This is a genomic window from Paenibacillus oryziterrae (genome assembly GCF_042610485.1).
In the GTDB taxonomy this organism is placed as follows: domain Bacteria; phylum Bacillota; class Bacilli; order Paenibacillales; family Paenibacillaceae; genus Paenibacillus_AQ.
The window spans coordinates 1-17,959 of record NZ_JBGJZO010000014.1 but is presented as its reverse complement, the minus strand read 5'-3'; the positions used below and the strand labels follow the sequence as shown (position 1 = coordinate 17,959).

Sequence of the window (17,959 nt, the reverse complement as noted above, 5' to 3'; positions counted from 1 at the left end):
CCCGTAAAGATTTTGAGGACTAGAGCAGATTTCCGGGTATATTCTAGAATGAAAGAAATCTGTATGGAGGCAGAAGGAGATCTCAGCTTACTAAAAGAGAATGCAGTGAAATTCGCAAAAAAAGCGTTTGATGAGTTGGTGAAGGAAAACGAAGAAGATAGTAAAAAATGGACCCATAATTTTGGGATTAATACCCAATTGGAACTTATCTCACTTGATTCAGTGCAACTAGAATCCTTAGTGGGCGACGTCATGAAAGAAATGAAGTTAACGAATGAGTTTTTTTACGATGCCCTATTCGATATTGTGCGACAAGTAAACGAATCTCATATGCCGGATAGTAAAGGACTTCGCTATTTGCAGGTAAAGGATATCGCTAAGCCCGCCTTAACAATTAAGATTAATACCGATGTAGAGGTTATGTTGAATCTGTTTGGTGAGACGATGGTTGCTCTTAATGCCCGAGATTCACAAAACAACTATTTCCAATATGAGTCTAAAAGAAAAACTTACCATGGACGCTCAGTTTATACTCATAAAAGAAAGCTGGAGTATGGAAGTGGACACGAGACGCGAGCTGTTATTTACGAAAATTTCGTTCTGCATCTTCGAAGCATGGTCCAAAAGTGGTTGTCCGTTTTCTTCACTAATCGCGCAATGAATCTTGAAATCTCATTCGATAATATTGCTGATTCCGAATCCAAGCGTCAAGCGGAAAAGGAAGCTGCAAACGTATTGATGGAAGTTTTTTCAAAACATCTACCTCAAAAGGGACTGCACCCCGTTTGTGAGACAGAGATCAAAACACCTTGCAAGTTTAAGCAGCCAGTCGCCGAAAGTCTACCGGTGACTGGTTATTTAGTTTCGCCTGAATCCGAATTGAGTTATAGTAGTGGATGTAGTCTCGAACGGTCTGTTCAACGATTGCAGTCGTTGTACACATGAGATCTTCGAGGTAGAACGTTTCAGACTTTAGTGTGGAATGAAACGATTCGATGGGGGCATTATCAGCGGGCGTTCCTTTACGGGACATGCTCATGGTAATGCCTTTTCCTTTGACCACGCTCTGGTACGCCTGAGACGTATACACGCTGCCCTGGTCACTGTGGAGCAGCATGTTTGTCCGCTCCGGAAGCTGCTCCAGTGTATCCAACACCAAGGATGTATCCTGTCTGTCCGCTATACTGTAAGCGACAATCTCTCCGTTGTACAGATCCAAAACACTTGAAAGGTACAGCATCTTGCCACCAAACGGCAAATGATGTCCGTGACCAGCTTTTGCAAGGGAGCGGACGCGTGAAATTGCCTCTTTAGCAGATGCTCCGCAGGTTGTGCCGGTTGCCCCGTAGTTTTTCGTTTCTTCATCCTCACCCGGCATTGCAGCCCCTCACGCTGCATAATCCGCTGAACCCGTTTGTGGTTAATAGGCGCTTCTGCCCGAAAGAGCGCCGTGATTTTCCGGTAGCCATACCGAAACTTGTGCTGCGTGCAAAGCTGCCGGATCTTTTCCACTGTTTGCTCTGTATTTCGAGTTCCAGCCGCTTTCCAGCGGTAGTAGGTAGCTCGCGCGATCCCGAGCCATGCACAAGCCTCAGATACCGTTACTTCTGTTCGAATGGATTCGATCCAGGCAACGGCGACCGCTGGTTCCACCTCCTTTCCAACTCCTTGTACTTTTTTAGCAAATCCAATTGCTGTTTAAGAAACCGGTTCTCTGCTTTTACCTTCTCAAGCTCAGAAGAATGTTCTGGACCTTTTCCGTAGCTGTATTGCTTACCCACAGGTTGTTCCATTCGATGCAGTTCACCGTTTCGATACCATCTCTTCCATGTCAGTAGCTGCGCCTTATTCCGTATTCCAAGCTGCTCCATGACCTCTCTCACGGGTACTCCTGCCAATCTCCTTTCGATAACTTTCATCTTTATATCTACGGGATAGCTCACTCTGGTTGCCAACGCAAAAACACCTCCAAGGTTATCTCCCTATCTTACGACAAGGTTCCATTCTCTTGAAGGTGTTTTGATTTGTCTCACGTTATGGGGTCAGCCCCAATTTACTTTCGGATGGCCAAGTGGTTTACTTATGAAGGAATGAGGACTGAGGTCGAAGATATTTATAAAACTGAATGGGCAGCAGACTCTGCCTTTAGGAAGCACATAAGAATTATTATGACCAAATTCAGCAATCGTGAATATTGGAGTCGAGGTCTGGAATACCAAATTAAACTGGAGTTGAACCAATTGCTCAACCGTATGTACTTTTTTGAATAAAATCTAATCATAATTTAGGAGGTTTTTTGAATGGCAACCGAATATGATAAAATGAATCTTTCATGTCGTCGTTATTTGAAAAATCATTAGATTTTTGGGGTAATCTAGTTTATACCTCATTGATTTATGTAATAGGCATTTATCATTTCAATAATATATGGATTAGTGCTTATAGCTTTTTGACTAACATGCAAGTGTTTTGCTAATGAACTTTGAGTGATTTTTTCTCCAAGAATTGCTAATTCGCCGATGACTTTCCTCGCCTTTTCAGCAAGGTGTTTTTCTTGATATTCCTTATACCGTACTTTATGAATAACTCTTTGATCTTCCACCCAGCGTTTAAACTCAGGGAAATATGAATCAATCAAAGTCTCGGCTTTCCCAATGCTACGGTAAAAATTTTTCATAAATAGACCAGGACTGTTAGATTGGCTTAATATATATATTTCCGCTTGATGATAAAGTTTGGAACGAAACAGAAGAATCTGTTTATTCCTATAATCCTTAATCAATTGATTATAACCATTAGCATTCATAAGACTAGCTGACACATTTAATTTTAAGGCAACTGACTGAAATGTTATTTCAATTTCATTTTTCAGTAGATACTCTAAGGTATCTCTTACCCTAGGGAGCAGAAGTTTCCTCGCAATTTGTCCCTTAGGCTGGATCTTTTTTGAGGAGAGAGCTATATGCTCCATAACTCTTGCATCACCCAAATAATAAAAATAATCTCTCATTTTCCATTGAAAAAGCGCTTTTGCTGATTCCACTCTAGCTTTTTTGGGACGAGTATCAAGTGATATCATTTTTTCAAGAAAACTCTGATCAATGGTATGCGGTAAAAAATTTATAATATACTGATTAGAGATAACCTTTCGATTAGCGAAATAGCCAAACCATCTTAATAAAACCACATTACACTCACCCATCTGCTTCCGTATATCGAAAACTGAGAACCCTTCTTCTAAAAGTTTTAGTGCAACAGCATAGCCATGTGAGATATAATTATCTACCTCTTCCCACTCCGAATTCCGACTCCTCCCGTATATTAGGCTACAACTTGTACACCATGCTAGATGGTTATATCTTCTATTGTTTCGAAGTATTTTGTTTTTCTGTCTATGAAGAGCCCTCATTGAATCTTTAGATAAATATGCTTTACACCAAGGTGCTAAGCAGGGACCAAATTCTTTTTTGACTCCACGTACATAATTCTCAACGCTTTCTGAGTAACTTCCCGGGACAGTCAAGTTTAAGAATTCTTCCAATGTCATACTCCGAGAGTGTATAATTTTCATTGTCCGAGGTATAGTGACTACATTCCCCCACTTCGACCCTCTTATTGCACTCAATATTATCTGTATCTCATTATCACTTGCCCCTAATCTTTTTATATCAAACATTTCTTCACAATGTTGGCCTGCGTATAAAAGAGACATACAGTAGGATAACTCATCCTTCTGGAATAGGGACGCTGCACCAATCTCTCTGCTGAATAAATATTCCCAACTTTTATACACTTTTAGTTGTTGATCAATCACTGATGCTGAAAGTGCAAGTTCGTTCGATTCAGACCCTACAGCTAAATCATACTCGCAATTGTCGCAGTAACGTCTCGTTAGTGGTTTACGATTTAAATACGGTTGCAAATGACCACAATTCGTACAGTTACTTTGCAATTTCATATGGTGTCTATCACAAATTTTTATTTCATGAATTTGCCAAAACAAACGATGAGTTACACCTTCTGATAGGCAAGTTGAACAAAATCGTCGATGGTGATTATGCATGCTTTTTTTGAGCGAATGCGTTGGTGAGAATCTCTGATATAGTTTATGTGCAGGTTGCATGGTCATTGACTTTAAACAAGTGACAGATAGATCTACAAGCTCCGCCGTTCTTTCTATGTCTATATTCGTATCTGAATACAAGTCAATTTTACTTAGAGATTTCCAATACTGTTTATCTGTTTTATATAGTAATCTGATCAACTTCAAGAAAGGGAAGCCATTTCGATAGGAAAGACGCTCTAAATATCCTGATAATGACTCCCCTTGGAGTGGTTTGCAACGAATACCAAACTTCAATAAGAATCCTCCTCTAAACACACCAAGGTATTATTCTGTAAGAATCATTTTATCTAATTCCTCTTCCGCTACCTCACCAATTATGTTTGTATACGCTCTTTCCAAAACCGATTCGAGTGCTAAATTTGCTGTTTTTTCGTTAAACTCAGGTTCAAAAACTCCCAAAAGAAGAAATGCTTCTTGAAGAATTGGTGTTAAATAGCCTACTAAACCATAACTAGCTCTATGAAGAATATGTGCAAGAGAGTGAACTGCAGATACATCTGAAAGATTTAATTCATGGGGAGGCATCAATTGTTCTTCAATTGATTTTAATAATTGAAGAAATTCTTCATCACACTTTTTGAAACGGTCCAGACAGGTAGGGGGGTGCCTGCGGAAGTACTGTGAATCCAATTTTCTCAAGCTTTCAATAGCGGATGTTCCCACACAAATAACGGATACCCCTCCATGGTTTGAAATATGTTTTATCGCACTCATTGCTTCCTCATTACTAACATAGCGTGAAGATAATATGTAGTCCATTTCATCAAAAATAACCATTTCAACCCTCTGCTCGCTAAGGAGTGTGAATGCTTGCCTCTTAACATCTCCTATAGAAGGGCGTCCTGGAATTTGAGGTGCCCCTAAGCTATGAACTACGCTCTGGTAAAGTTCCATTATTGTAAAAGGATCAGGTAAATTAACATACAGAACCGGTCTTATATCTCTCTCAGTACCGTCCTCATCTATATGAGTATACCCTTCGTTTTTTTCAGCATATCGTTTTACCATTTGAGTCTTCCCAACTCCGGAAAGACCAATAATAAAGCGATGCCTTGGAGAGTTTCTTCCCCCCTGGAAAGAATTATGATAACGAATAGAATCTAGTAATGACCAAATTTCTTGAACCTTTGGATGCAGAATATTTAAATTCGCAACACGTTCCGCAAAACTTGATGGTTTCTCTTTAATGGGTGATGGATTGATCATGCTATTCATCCTCTCTTGGTTTTATTTGTTTAAACAACTGACTGAGCGTAGCAGGTTTTGGAGAGCTAACCGATGCTGGTGGTCTAACATTTGGAAGTTCCATATTCATTCGTACTGCTTGAGCTCTTTCTTTTCTTCTAGTTTTCGCCCTTTGTTCTACCCTTTCTGCCAACATTTCCTTAGCTTTCTTAATATTTTTTACTCCAGGGATTTTTCGGGCCTCCAATAATCCTTTATCTTTCATGATTTCTAGAACTTTTTTGAATGTGTATTGATTCATGCCCTCTGTTTCCTCTAACATTTCCTGCTGAGGGCGTAACTCTATATATTCTCCGGTCTCTACATCTAGTAAATATACTTTGGATATATCGCTACAGTCATATTTAATCTTATATTTATACGTCCTTGGTTTAATAAAGCGTTTAGCTTTAGTAGTACTTTTATAGATGATACTCTCGAAGCGTACACCGTCACGTGTGTATGGTCTTAAAATTACCGGCAACAACTCCATCCGATAAAACTCTTCGTCTTCCTTATCAATCCATTCAGGAAGACCCACTTTGTGTAGCCCATCATAATATCTCTTTGCTGGTACAGGTGAAAAAAATGGTAGTCCCTTATGAACTTCATGATGGTAGACATCAGTAATATAAACAGTTAAAAGCTCTCGAATATCCTCTAAAGTAAATATGGCCTCAGCTTCAGAATCATAATCCCCTTTTGCAATAACGCTCCCTTTTCGAGTTCCATCCAATCGATGAATTAATTTCGAATTTATCGTTCCGAAGAGGCGTTCGATGGTTCCACCGTACCGCGGTGTCTTGACTGGTCGATATTGAACTTCAGACTTTAACGTTTCATTAATCATCCGTTTTACATCAGCATTTTTAAATTCTGGACCGTTATCCATATAGATAATATTGGGAATACCATAGACATCCCACTCGTTTAGTGTTTTGTACTTTTCCTTTACATTTTTAAAGAACATACCATGCATGAGAGCTTGCCGGACTTTATTGGCCGAAGGAGGTTCAAAAGAAATATCCATACACCATACCATTCGGCTAAACACATCAATTCCAAGGGTAATATAGGGTCTCCCAATAACGTATCCAGATCTTTCATCCAACACATCAATATCCAATTGTGTGTGATCGATCTCTACAATATGTAATGGAAACATTGCTTCCTTATTAGAAAATCCTCTGCTGACTTCGTTGTATTGTTCTTGGCCTTTTCTCCCTTCCCTCATTCGTGATCTAATTTCCGGGTCGAGTCTGCTTAATATTTTATATACCGTATCGTAAATGGGGGGGGCGATTCCTTGTTTCCCGCATTTAGCTTCAATAGATTCGAATACTGTTCTGGGAGTATCCTTCTTTAAGGTGAGATATTCTTTTTCAATTACTTCTTTAATGATAGGAAGCATCTCTTCCGGTAACCTAACCCTTATCTGATCAAGGACTAAATCCGGCTTTTTTGGGTGACAAACTTCTAATACTTTACAATCTATTCGATTAAAATTGTGTTTGAATACTTTAGGTATTAATCCCTCCTTGCCTCGATTGGGAAGCGCAGAATCTTCTTTTCGGTATTCTGCAAGCCTTCGTTTTATTGTCCGGTTAGAAGAATTATATACGGCTGCCACCAGTTCAATTAATGCTTCTTGAGTCATTTGTGCAATCGTATTCTTTTTAAAATAATGACTATATTTTTGTTGCAGTGTAGCTGCAGCTCGAACATCCCCACACTTTGCTTTTTCCAATAACAAGACAGGCCGAATCATATCATAGCGATCTTCAACCACCTTTCTTTGTTCTTCAGTTATAGTATCGAGTATAGATACAAACTTTTTTTCCTCTTTTTGTTGAGTTGCTTTATCAATCAAGGTATCAACGGAATAAAATGTTGATTGATTAATAAGTTCAAAGTAGTTAAATTCCACTTCTTCAATAGACCCTGTGGAGATAGCAAAAACTTTTGGCGGATCAATTTCCGTTACCCTATATCTAATTCCTTCTAATTGAAACTCCATGTTCTCCTTAACTCTGTGTAACTTCATCCAAATAACCTCCCTGCTGAAAAACTAGTTCAAAGGGATTCAACACATTACCTACTGAAACTATCGTCTGTTCAGATACTTGTTCTAGGATATTAACCCATAACTTCCCATTTGCTATAAGATGGTAGATTAGCGGCAGGATTATGCGAAAGTCTGTTATTCCAGAGAAACTTAAGGCTAATTCAATAATACTGACACCTTCTAGATAAGCCGCTTTATTCATTACCTGATCAATCCATTGTTCATAATATTTGCGGGACTTACGGAATTGCGATAAGAATTTGAGGTTTAATAACACTTTATCCGGAAGTGTCTTGGGATAGATAACCTCATACTTCCATCCAACATTATTAGAGTGAAATGAACATGCTTGATTGCAACGTACAAATGTTTTTGTTTGTCCATCAGGTGATTCTTTAATTTGTACAAGCAGAGGAATTTGATCTTTTCGAAAAACTAGTGCATCTGGTACATGCATCCAGAATTTCTCCTGTCCTTCAGGATCAAGATGCTTGATTGCAACTTCCACAGGTTGAACGTAGTATCGAATAACTCCCGGATCGAGTTCAAGTAAATAATAAAACAATCGCTCATTTAAGGAATGGTACTCGACCACACGATTATTCAATTTAGTACTGGTTATAGAACCGATAATATGTGGTCTCTGCCAGCTGATCTTATTATCAACACGTCTCTTCGGGTAATAAAGCTGATCTTCCAAAATCCAATCTTTATGATCCCAATCCATATTTCAACTCCTTCTGCATTCCTCACTGCATTATTTACTGAAAGGATTAAAAATTTCATTTTTTCGTTATTATTCTTAAAAAAGAACGCTTTTCGTTATTATTATCCATTAATCATCTCTTGTCAATTAATCATTCCAATATTCCGTTAGTTTATGTTAAAATAAATAAAAAGTAACGGAAGAAAGGATATGATGAAATGAATACTTTTGGTGATCGGATACGCAAATTAAGAACAAATATCAAGTTGAAGCAACGTCAGCTTGGAGATTTAGTTGGAGTATCCACTCAGGTCATTTCCAACTGGGAGCGTGGCTACAGTTCACCGGATAATGAAGATATGGCAAAACTAGCCGAAATACTAAAGACATCAACAGACTATCTGCTTGGCCGAGTTGAAGATATTTTTAGTGATCAATTAGATATGGCAACTCGTCTGGATATTATCGCTGACCAAGAACAAGAGCTTGGATCGTCACTTCAAAAAGGGTACGTCACTTTTGACTTGATTAAGCTTCTTAGCTCCTCCTATGGTATTGTCGTTAAAGATCAATTGCTTAGCCATTTGGAGAGAGAATTACTGATTAAGACTATAATCAATGAAATAGAATCAGTGAAATCTATAAAGCAAAACCTGTTGGATCAGGTGGAAAATGAAACCGATGTTTGTTTCATAATGGGAGCCGAAGGAAGAATAATCAGGATGTAAATGTCCTTATAGTTTCAGGAACGAATTAATTGCATTTCCCTTTACCCATCCAAATTGTGAATTGATATATAATTGGATTTCCTCTACCTTTTCCGGTTCATATATAACGAGTATTTTCCATTCTTTTTCTACCCTCGCTCTCTCAAACCATTTAGATAGGATAGCCTCTGGGCATGAATAATAAATCGAGTGAAATCGAATTCCTTTTGGCGTAACCACAGCTAAACTTAACATTCTCAGAACTATCACCCGCCTTTTACTGTTAATAGAAATTAGTATATCCGTATAGTTATATTTTATAACTATACGGATATTTTTTTCTAAAAAAACTCTCGTCAGAGATTTAACTACAAAGGTAATTTCGTTCTTTTCGCATTTGCTCGATTTCTGTACATAACTCTGGAGCTTGTTTCTTTAGTGTAGTCCTGCTAACTTCAAGATTCTTAAATAAATCTATTGAGAAAATGTGACCTATATGAGAATCGAAATAGAAAATCACTTGATCTAAAACTTTTTTCCTTAGTGCCTTTACACTTTCTTCCTGTTGAATACCCTTATATTTGACAACGATAATAGCCCCTCCCTTACTGCGTAAAGTTGTAGCACTACAACCGACTGTTTTAGAAACGGATGATATCGTAATTGCTTTATTCTCACTCACCATCCACTCGCAGATCTCCTTGACAAGGCTCCCAAACTCTTTATTTAGGTTCACTTCTGTTGATCTTTCTTGTTGATAATTACATTCAACTATTGTCCTAATGACCAATGGATGGTATCTATATTTTAAATATTGATCATCATTCTTCCAATTTTTCCAATGCTGAATTTCAAATATTGAATCCCCTCGGCAAATCGCATCACAAAAAAGTTGTAATTTCTTCATCTCTAACTCATTTTTGAAATTATTCTCCGTAAAGATACCTCTTGTATAAAAATAGGCACAGATCCGTTGAATGCGGTTTTTTTTCAGTCCAAATACCTTCTCCTTCTCTGGCCAAGTCAATTTGGAAATATCCCTACTGGACAATATTTTATATCCGGAAATGAAATAGGTTCTTTCAATGAGTTCATTTTGAGTCGTGGTAGCATATTCACAGCCGCATTCTTTACAAACCAAGTATTCTTTTAGAGTCTGATTTCTACTCTTGATATTTTTTGACGGTGTTTTAATTAGTGACATGTAGGACCCAAAATTCAAGCACCACGGAGCTATGCAAGTAGGAGATAATGATGCTCCCCTTGAAGGCATCAAGGAGTCTACAAATGATACTGGTACCTTCAATGTTAAAAAATCATCGATTTCAAAGTGATGCTTATACAATATGGACAACAGGGTTTGGAGGCGAATAGAATTCCTCTTCCTTGTTCCTCGGGCACATTGGAGAAAGTGAATAAATGTTGCTTCTTTAATCTTCCCTCTAACCTCTCTTTTGTTTAAGAGGGCAGCTCTTTCACTAAGAATGAAAAGAAGCCGAATCGCTATGTCATTAGAACTTAGCTGTACTTCAGATTGATTATGCAACAAATACATCCAGTTTTTTGCATACCATTCTTCTCTTTGAACAAGATCATCTTCTAAATGTTCATGGTGTGAAGTATTATCAGCCAGCCCATGTAGGCAGTACGGGCATTTGTCAACTTGGTAAATCTCTTGGTAATCAATCTCTTTATTACAGTGAGCACACTTATGTAGGAGCAGCCTTTGATGTATCAAACAAGTGGTTACATCCGTTATCTTCCAGATTAGTTTGATCTGTTTTTTTTCAGCTAAACAAATTGGGCAGTAATGTAGCTTGTCTCGTATCAAGTTATTAAGAAACCTACATGTAGTCTCACTACCGCTTTCCTTAAACGTATGGATGACATTTGAAAATGTTGCATTGCGTATTTCCGAGTTCCTGAGATGGGTGATTTGCTCTAGGGAATCAGTATTAATCACATTCGTTGGACAATAATCAAGCCTGTGATAATCCCAGCTATATAACTTATATTTGTTTTTCTTAAGTAAATTAAAAAGCTCATGAAAGCTTCTTCCATTTACTTTGGCACAACGCATTAAATAACTTTGCAGCGACTCGCTATCTGATATTTTCATCCTCACTGTTAATGGGTTCATATTCTCACCTGTCACTCTATGAATTTAGGAACTATCATCATTGATCTCCAGCGTTGAGATAATATATTCATTTATCCTTTCAAAAAAATAAGATAATAAATGAATCTGAAAAGGACAAGCCTTTGATCAGGCTTGTCCTTCAAAACGGGACCTGCAACTATGATGTTAGATGGTGCGGGTATCCGCCTAACTTCTCTCCTCTGAAATGCCTCAGGCTGACTTATGTCCGAATCGCCTAATGCCTGAAAATGGTGTTATCTGCTGTTGCCTCTTCTTTAAGCAGAATTTCAATCATCTTCCGATGTCAGCAACAGTTTATTTTTTCCCATTATATTCTTCAGTTAATTTCTTTTCTTCAATTGATTGGTTTATAATATTATCCAACTTTACTAGTCTCATGAAACTAAATTTATACCAAAATACATAGATGATAATAAATCCAAATGCTATAAAGAAAAACTTATAATATCCTGTCATATTTTCAGTAAAAAGGTTAGTTAAGAATTCTTCAAACTTTGATCCAGTTGAATGGCTATTTAAATCTGCATTAATTTCATTCAAAATTTCAGTGTCCTTAATATCACCTCTGAGAGACATGGTATAAATTTGACCAACAAAATTAATATATGAAATAAAAAAACTAATTAAAAATGTAAACACCCCCGTAATAAAAACTGTAATTAGAATATTATTAGGTCCAAAGTTCTTTTTTGACTCCATTTCACTATTTACCACAGCTTTTAAAGTTCTAAGTTCTGAATCGGAATAATTATGTATTAACCTCTCTTTCATAAGATGCATTTGGTTAAGACTTAGCCATCTGTAGGGGATTCTCAGTGGAATTTTATCAAATAGATAAAATACGGGTCGGGTCTTTTCAATAATAAAACTGCTAGCTCTGTAATAGTTATCAAATTTATTCAAGTTATTGTTCTCCTTTGAATTTATATACTTGGGCAATTGTAGATAACGTTTCACATATTCCCAACGTCTGACGAATGTCGGATGTCGGATGTGTCCGGCTGTTCCGTTTGCCTGCTACTAGCAATTGCATCCCCGACTCCTCATCTAATCCCGCCGGACCAAGGCGGTTCGTCCGCCGAAGCGTGAACATTATGTTAACCGAAGTTCAATTCTTCGATAGAGTAAACTTCCAGTATATGTTTCCTATCTTTAAGAAGTTTGATAAAAACCGCATAGTTATATTCTAATGATTTTTCTTTCAAGTAACATTTAAGCTTTATTCTATCTATTTCGTCTTCTTCAACAGATGAATACCATTTTTTAAGCTCAAGTGCTATTAAATTATGTTTTGTTCCCCTCTTATGTACAATTATATCCGGCAAAACATTCATATTATTATTAAAATGATCTTGGAGGCCTTTCTTGTAAATCTCCTCATAAATTAAACTTTCAATTTCATGGATTTTCTTTGGATCATTTCCGACTCTGTTATATTCAACGTCAACATCCCATTGCGGAAACTCTTTGATTAAATACGATCCTATTCTATGAGTAATTGCTCTTTCATGTAAATTGTTTTCAATTAGATAACTGTCATATTCGTATAAAAAGAGAAGGACATTCTCTATTTTGTTTCGTATTTGTGTTTTGATGATGTCAATCCCCAATTGAATTTCGACTAACGCATCTTACATTCACGACGTCTAGAGCCTTAGCGCGATGTGCTTAGGCTCTCAGATGTGTCCCAGCGTACGCTTCTTCACTCCTGACTTCCTGGTCCGACTGGTGTCAGCCCCGATGCGTGAATATAATGCAGATAATGTTGCTGACTTCTTCGAATCATTCAGGATATGCCATTGAGGCTTCTATCAATTTATCTTCCTCATCGAAAACTCTTAGCACTCTATCAATGTCACTAACTTCATAGCTTCTGACTACAATAAGTTGTTGAATATGAAGACCTGGTGGATCTACGTTTGGTCTGGACAAGTTATTTAGAAATCGTTTTGGTGTGTATAAAGTGCTCCATCGTTTCGAATCATCGGTGAAATGCATCGTGATCTCTATCCAATTCCATTCTTCTGAATTATCCGTTTCAATTTTATCATCGAAATGCCATCTCAATAGCCTAGGTCTTGAATTTAATTCTCTCATCATGTTTTACCTCTCTTTGTAACCTAGCAATTCCAACTAACGTTCTGGTATTCACGAAACGCCCCATGGCGCCGATACTTGAATATTTTGTTATGTGAAGTCTATTTCTTTTCTTCTTTTGTCTCTACAACTTTTTCAAGACTTGAAGCTATTAAGTTCATAATCTCACCAAATTCTTCTGATGAATCTTCTAAAGCGTCTCTTAAATCTTTCATACTGAAATCCATTTGAAATTTTATTTTTTCAAATTGACTGAGCATAGCATAATATTGTGACTTTTGAAGTTCTAAAGCCTGTTCCTCATATTTACTTCTGAAATAGCTTGTTAAAAAAATCAAAGCTAAACTTAACAGAACAAGATATGTTCCTATAGAACTGAAATTTTTACCAAAAATAAAAACGTATACTAGCTCAGGTATGAATGGAGAAACTAACACTAAGATCAATCCAACCATTGAGAACAACCATACTAATTTGCTTGGCTTTTTACCACGCTTTTCAGGATCCAATGCTTGTAAATCTCCGGTAAGCTTATCAAAAAGACCATCTGCAAATTTAAAGTCTCTGTTTAGCTCGTTTATATTTTCAACCGGCTTCATAGCTTTTTTCACATTTTTCTTTTTTATATTAAAGAGAGGCTGTTGAGCTAATAATTTTTCATAAAATTTCTTTCTAGTATTAACTAGTTCTCTTTTCCCATCTCGTATACTTCCCATTGTATCTTCAACAACTACGTCAATTGCGCCCATGTACTCATCTAATGTACTATCAATATCTTCATTCTTTAATGAAGATACTCTACCTTTCCCTTCTTGTAACACGATAATAAAATCAATGGCTGCAAAAATTAAAGTCGCTACCGAATACCCAAAAATAATCTCTGGTTTTATACCTACAAAAAAAGAAATTAAGATAATGACTATAAACGATAAAGATAATACCAAATATAGATTATATGATTTTTTCATATTAACTCCTTTAATAGATTTCACATACCGTTCCTGTATTCACGACGCCTGGCGTTTGTGTGTCCGGTTGCTCCTGCTTTCCCGAAATCCTTTCATACCTGACCAAGGACGTATGCCCGATGCGTGAATATTTTGTTATATACTGTTCCTGTCTCCAATAACTATGCGTTAAGTAATTTGTGCTTTATAAAATAGATTGTTTATTAATATAAGGACTTAACCCTGAAATTGTTCTATTTCCGGCTAAGTCCCTACTCTAAAATTGATATCACTTAATCTGCTGACATCAGATATTCTTCAGAAATCGACCATATATCTTCAAAGTGCTGCCCATATATTTCAAAGATTCCTTTATCGATTTCTTTTAAATTTATTAGGGGAGCTGCAGCTCCTCTTAACCCATAGAGATGGGGAGTCACCAACATTTCTGAATCAAATCTGTAAATTGAATTATAGAGGGGAGCATCGTGTAATCTAATTTCTATTAATCCCTGTTCGATCAAAGGTCCTAATCTAGCCAACGTTGTTTCGATTCTTTCGGGAATAGACCCTTCATTCTTTTCCTCAATGTTTCTAGCTTTTATGTAATAGCCATCAGGTTTCCCTAATAAAAACCTTATACGACATCCTTCTTTACTTTTTGATTCAATCAGTTTATTAAACTCATAATGTTCTGGAAGGAAGTGAATGGCATATCCTAAAATATCTATTTTCGACTTAGATTCTTTAATCTTTTTTATCCACACCTCGTTGTCTATTGATACTCTTCTACTCCATATCCCAACCAAGCCTACCTTAGATGTTTGATTCAGAAGTTCCACTGACTCTTTTAGACTCAAATCCAATTTTTGTAAACTGGATATTATAGGAAGGATAGGGCTACCAACAAAATGATTTAGCAAAAAATATATGATAGCTGAAGCAAGTACAGAAGTCCCGATACTAGTAAGTATCCCCTTAAAAGTGCTTCCTAAAAACTGACCAGTTACAACAGCAATAACTCCCAGGAGTACGACAACAATATAGACAAGTAATTCGTTTTTATTTTTTTCCAATGAGAACCCCTACCTAATCATTGATTTTGAAGAATTCAAGAAAAAGTCATCCAGTCTAATTTTTTGTGCGGGATGCATTATTAATTTAGTTATCTCTTCTTTATTAAAAAACTGAACTTCGTAAGATTCATTACTAACACTAATTTCACCAGCTTCTACGATGCAATGAAAACAAATTGAAAATTGTTGTCTGATCTCCCCATCAGAATACTCAATTATGTGATTGGGATCTGAATAAATTCCAATAAGTTTTTCAATCCGAACTTCCAAACCTGACTCTTCTTTCACTTCCCTTATTATAGTTGTCTTTATATCTTCACCATATTCCATTGCCCCTCCAAGTAGAGACCATGAATTATTATCTCTTCTCTTATGGAGCAATATTTGATTTTCATTATTAGTCACAACAGCAGAAGCTGCTGCAACAATAACATTTGGCTTAGGAGCATTATTATCATAATAATAATCTTTTCTACCCATGACTTAGATTCCTCCCCAACTAATTGACTAGCTAGAAGTAAGTTTAGCATGACTATTACATTAACTTGTACAAATTTTTCAGGAATTGTATATAACGTTGCTGGATTCACAAACTCTTACTGGCTTGAAGGGCGCTTGCCCTGGGTCCAACGGACTAAGCCAGTGCAGGGTTGCCTCCCTGCTGATTCCGCTTCTTCGAAATGCCACTAGCAGACCAAAGGCCGCATGGACCGCAGCGTGAATACTCTGTTAAGCGAAGTTCCCGACTTCTTGTACTGCTTTCAAAGTTTAATCTTTATAATTTTTACATATCATCTCACTTTATAATTCTCATCTAATAAATTTGGTATAGTAGATCTTTTATTTAGATCAAAAGTCTTTAAAGCTTGTGCTAATGGATCAAAAAATGGAGAGTCTGCTATTGCAATTGGTGTCTGCTTGGCAACTAATTTTAATCTTTCATCTTTCAATAAACTATCTGCTAGTCCACCATAAATAAAGACATCTTCAGAATAGCTGAACAATATATAGTTTATTACTTTGAGTTTCTCGTTGACTGATAACCTCTTGAATTGTTTGAAAAAAGCCCTGTACCTGCTTTCTCCATTCTTAATAAACATAAGTACCACACTAGTATTCTTTAATGGAAAAACACAAATATGAATATCCTTTAAGACGTAGTCAGCAGATGAGTGATATATATTATTAATAACACCGCCTTCAAGATCACCTACCAACGATACATTATTTTGGAAGGCAATTGGTACAACATAATCAAGTATTTCATAATAGAATAGATAGTAGTTATTATTCCATTTGGATTCACTTGCCTTTTTCGCATATTCAAATCCATTAATATACTCGTTTAGATCCAACTCATTAATTATTTGCTGCTGTGATAGATCATTGCCTGACATTTCAGATAAATTATTATACAATGAGATTTCCAGTTCACGTTTACTGATATTCTTCAAGTAGTTCTTCATTGCCATTTGGGACAACATTTTATCAGTTGGCACATTGGAATAGTTTTCAGGATTTTCGTAATCACTGAATACTGTACTATCACAATTCCTACAGATTATTCGAAAGGTTCCTGCTTCATTTACTCCTTTTTCCTTATCGAACATGGGCGTATCAACTAAATTGCCCGAATAATAAACACGTCCATTTAGAGCTATATGCTCCAGACAATATCTTGGTACTGAATGAGAATTACAAAAGCTACTAGAGTCTTTTCCACATATATAGCATTGTGACTTTTTCGAATCTTCTCTACTTTTCTTAAGAATGTTGCTTGCCCTTTTGTTGTATTCAATTTTATTCTGATTGAATGATTCAATTTCTGATTCCGAAAATCCTAACTGATGCATTCGAATGAAGTCTGACACAACTAATTCCTCCAAGTCTTTAATTAAAAATAATTAGAGCCCAATGTTTAAAGCTTGTTATGACATAATTTTTTATGGTCTCGGGAATTTCGCTTAACGTTGTCGTATTCGCGACGTCCATTCCCCATAGATAGTTCTTATCTTAGGAGAATGGACGTATCTGCCTGATTATTCATCTTCGAAAATACCTCGGGCAGATTAAGGGCCGCATGGCCCGCAGCGTGAATATTCTGTTATGCGCAGTAATTGCCTTCTTCGATTATTCTTTCAATTATCTCATTATGTTTCTTATTGCCTTGTATAATACATCAATTGGATTGGCTAGCCTTATAGTTAAACCTTGAAATCCAACAGAAATATCATTATTCTCTATTTTTGCTCTATAAATAATTTCTTGTAATAATTGCACTTGATCGCTCGTTTTAATTTCTTCATCTAAAGCTATTAACTTTTCTTTGTTTGATTTTATCTCTCCAAGTAAACGCAATACTTCTTGATTTTCACTTATCACTTCTAGAATTCTTTTTTCACTTCTTTCAACTTGATCTTGTAAAAATATACTTAAGCCTGCTTTACGGACAAGGAATTCCATTTCTTTTTTTGTTGTTCTAGTTTAGTTATTTCAGTTGCCCGTAAATTTAATTCTGTATTTTTTGAGTTCAACTCTTCAGCTACCTTAGCGACTCGATGAAGTGATTCTATTTCTAGTGTTTCAATATCTTTAGCTGTTAGTTTTGGTAACGCAAATGTTATTAAACCGCACAATGTAGCAACACCGCCAACGATCGTAGCATAAGAATTATAGTTAGATGAAGTCATCCAACCCAGTTGAACAGCTATGAAGCCTAAGATAAAGTATAATACTCCCAAAATAATTACAGCCAGCAAACTCTTTCGAGTCTGTAAAATAGTTTGTGTAAACTCCTAAACCCAGTAAAATGGAAGTAACAGAAAGGTTGGGGAGAACACATGGGACTTT

16 protein-coding genes and 1 pseudogene are annotated in these 17,959 nt (G+C 36.5%); 1 reads left to right on the top strand and 16 read right to left on the bottom strand.

Annotated elements, in window-relative coordinates:
- Positions 1-817: 817 nt before the first annotated feature.
- From ACAN55_RS15335 to ACAN55_RS15315, 5 genes and pseudogenes are all read right to left on the bottom strand, one after another.
- Positions 818-1,955, bottom strand: a pseudogene (locus tag ACAN55_RS15335) (IS3 family transposase).
- Between the two features lie 431 nt (positions 1,956-2,386).
- Entirely contained in the window at positions 2,387-4,360 is a 1,974-nt protein-coding gene (locus tag ACAN55_RS15330) for a TniQ family protein (RefSeq protein ID WP_379134406.1), read from the bottom strand.
- A 30-nt stretch (positions 4,361-4,390) separates the two neighbouring features.
- Entirely contained in the window at positions 4,391-5,332 is a 942-nt protein-coding gene (locus tag ACAN55_RS15325) for a TniB family NTP-binding protein (RefSeq protein ID WP_379134403.1), read from the bottom strand.
- Between the two features lies 1 nt (position 5,333).
- On the bottom strand, positions 5,334-7,394 hold the full coding sequence (locus ACAN55_RS15320) for a hypothetical protein (RefSeq protein WP_379134400.1): 2,061 nt from the start codon (positions 7,392-7,394) through the stop codon (positions 5,334-5,336).
- A complete protein-coding gene (locus tag ACAN55_RS15315; RefSeq protein WP_379134397.1) occupies positions 7,375-8,142 on the bottom strand; it encodes a hypothetical protein in 768 nt (255 codons plus the stop codon). Before ACAN55_RS15315 ends, ACAN55_RS15320 begins: the two co-directional genes overlap by 20 nt.
- A gap of 197 nt (positions 8,143-8,339) precedes the next feature.
- On the opposite strand from ACAN55_RS15315, the gene ACAN55_RS15310 reads away from it, so the two are divergent.
- Positions 8,340-8,849, top strand: coding sequence for a helix-turn-helix domain-containing protein (locus ACAN55_RS15310; RefSeq protein WP_379134394.1), 510 nt, complete (start codon positions 8,340-8,342; stop codon positions 8,847-8,849).
- Between the two features lie 343 nt (positions 8,850-9,192).
- Here the strand turns inward: ACAN55_RS15310 and ACAN55_RS15305 are convergent, their stop codons facing one another.
- The 11 genes from ACAN55_RS15305 to ACAN55_RS15255 all read right to left on the bottom strand — a co-directional run bounded on the left by ACAN55_RS15305 (position 9,193) and on the right by ACAN55_RS15255 (position 17,850).
- Positions 9,193-10,983 carry a TniQ family protein gene (locus ACAN55_RS15305; protein ID WP_379134391.1) on the bottom strand — a complete coding sequence of 597 codons (1,791 nt, stop codon included), beginning with the start codon at positions 10,981-10,983 and terminating at the stop codon, positions 9,193-9,195.
- Positions 10,984-11,283: 300 nt separating this feature from the next.
- Positions 11,284-11,892 (bottom strand): hypothetical protein, encoded by a 609-nt coding sequence (locus tag ACAN55_RS15300; RefSeq protein ID WP_379134388.1) that lies wholly within the window; start codon positions 11,890-11,892, stop codon positions 11,284-11,286.
- 1 nt (position 11,893) lies between these two features.
- Complete coding sequence (locus ACAN55_RS15295) at positions 11,894-12,082, bottom strand: hypothetical protein (RefSeq protein ID WP_379134386.1); 189 nt, start codon at positions 12,080-12,082, stop codon at positions 11,894-11,896.
- A 4-nt stretch (positions 12,083-12,086) separates the two neighbouring features.
- A complete protein-coding gene (locus tag ACAN55_RS15290) occupies positions 12,087-12,599 on the bottom strand; it encodes a hypothetical protein (protein ID WP_379134383.1) in 513 nt (170 codons plus the stop codon).
- A gap of 172 nt (positions 12,600-12,771) precedes the next feature.
- Positions 12,772-13,089, bottom strand: a complete 318-nt coding sequence (locus ACAN55_RS15285) for a hypothetical protein (RefSeq protein WP_379134380.1) — start codon at positions 13,087-13,089, stop codon at positions 12,772-12,774.
- 98 nt (positions 13,090-13,187) lie between these two features.
- Positions 13,188-14,054 carry a hypothetical protein gene (locus tag ACAN55_RS15280; protein WP_379134377.1) on the bottom strand — a complete coding sequence of 289 codons (867 nt, stop codon included), beginning with the start codon at positions 14,052-14,054 and terminating at the stop codon, positions 13,188-13,190.
- 272 nt (positions 14,055-14,326) lie between these two features.
- Entirely contained in the window at positions 14,327-15,109 is a 783-nt protein-coding gene (locus tag ACAN55_RS15275; RefSeq protein WP_379134375.1) for a DUF5919 domain-containing protein, read from the bottom strand.
- 9 nt (positions 15,110-15,118) lie between these two features.
- Positions 15,119-15,589, bottom strand: a complete 471-nt coding sequence (locus ACAN55_RS15270) for an NUDIX domain-containing protein (protein WP_221803540.1) — start codon at positions 15,587-15,589, stop codon at positions 15,119-15,121.
- 311 nt (positions 15,590-15,900) lie between these two features.
- Complete coding sequence (locus ACAN55_RS15265; protein WP_379134372.1) at positions 15,901-16,980, bottom strand: hypothetical protein; 1,080 nt, start codon at positions 16,978-16,980, stop codon at positions 15,901-15,903.
- A 271-nt stretch (positions 16,981-17,251) separates the two neighbouring features.
- The gene (locus tag ACAN55_RS15260) at positions 17,252-17,572 is read right to left on the bottom strand and encodes a hypothetical protein (protein WP_379134369.1); all 321 of its coding nucleotides are present in this window, start codon (positions 17,570-17,572) and stop codon (positions 17,252-17,254) included.
- A complete protein-coding gene (locus ACAN55_RS15255) occupies positions 17,542-17,850 on the bottom strand; it encodes a hypothetical protein (protein WP_379134367.1) in 309 nt (102 codons plus the stop codon). The genes ACAN55_RS15260 and ACAN55_RS15255 overlap by 31 nt, the downstream gene beginning before the upstream one ends.
- Between the last annotated feature and the right edge of the window lie 109 nt (positions 17,851-17,959).

Coding starts and splice junctions, on each gene's coding strand:
- ACAN55_RS15325 (WP_379134403.1), bottom strand. CDS start 5,332: ATGATCAATCCATCACCCATTAAAGAGAAACCATCAAGTTTTGCGGAA.
- ACAN55_RS15320 (WP_379134400.1), bottom strand. CDS start 7,394: ATGAAGTTACACAGAGTTAAGGAGAACATGGAGTTTCAATTAGAAGGA.
- ACAN55_RS15315 (WP_379134397.1), bottom strand. CDS start 8,142: ATGGATTGGGATCATAAAGATTGGATTTTGGAAGATCAGCTTTATTAC.
- ACAN55_RS15310 (WP_379134394.1), top strand. CDS start 8,340: ATGAATACTTTTGGTGATCGGATACGCAAATTAAGAACAAATATCAAG.
- ACAN55_RS15295 (WP_379134386.1), bottom strand. CDS start 12,082: ATGTTCACGCTTCGGCGGACGAACCGCCTTGGTCCGGCGGGATTAGAT.
- ACAN55_RS15285 (WP_379134380.1), bottom strand. CDS start 13,089: ATGATGAGAGAATTAAATTCAAGACCTAGGCTATTGAGATGGCATTTC.
- ACAN55_RS15280 (WP_379134377.1), bottom strand. CDS start 14,054: ATGAAAAAATCATATAATCTATATTTGGTATTATCTTTATCGTTTATA.
- ACAN55_RS15270 (WP_221803540.1), bottom strand. CDS start 15,589: ATGGGTAGAAAAGATTATTATTATGATAATAATGCTCCTAAGCCAAAT.
- ACAN55_RS15260 (WP_379134369.1), bottom strand. CDS start 17,572: ATGGAATTCCTTGTCCGTAAAGCAGGCTTAAGTATATTTTTACAAGAT.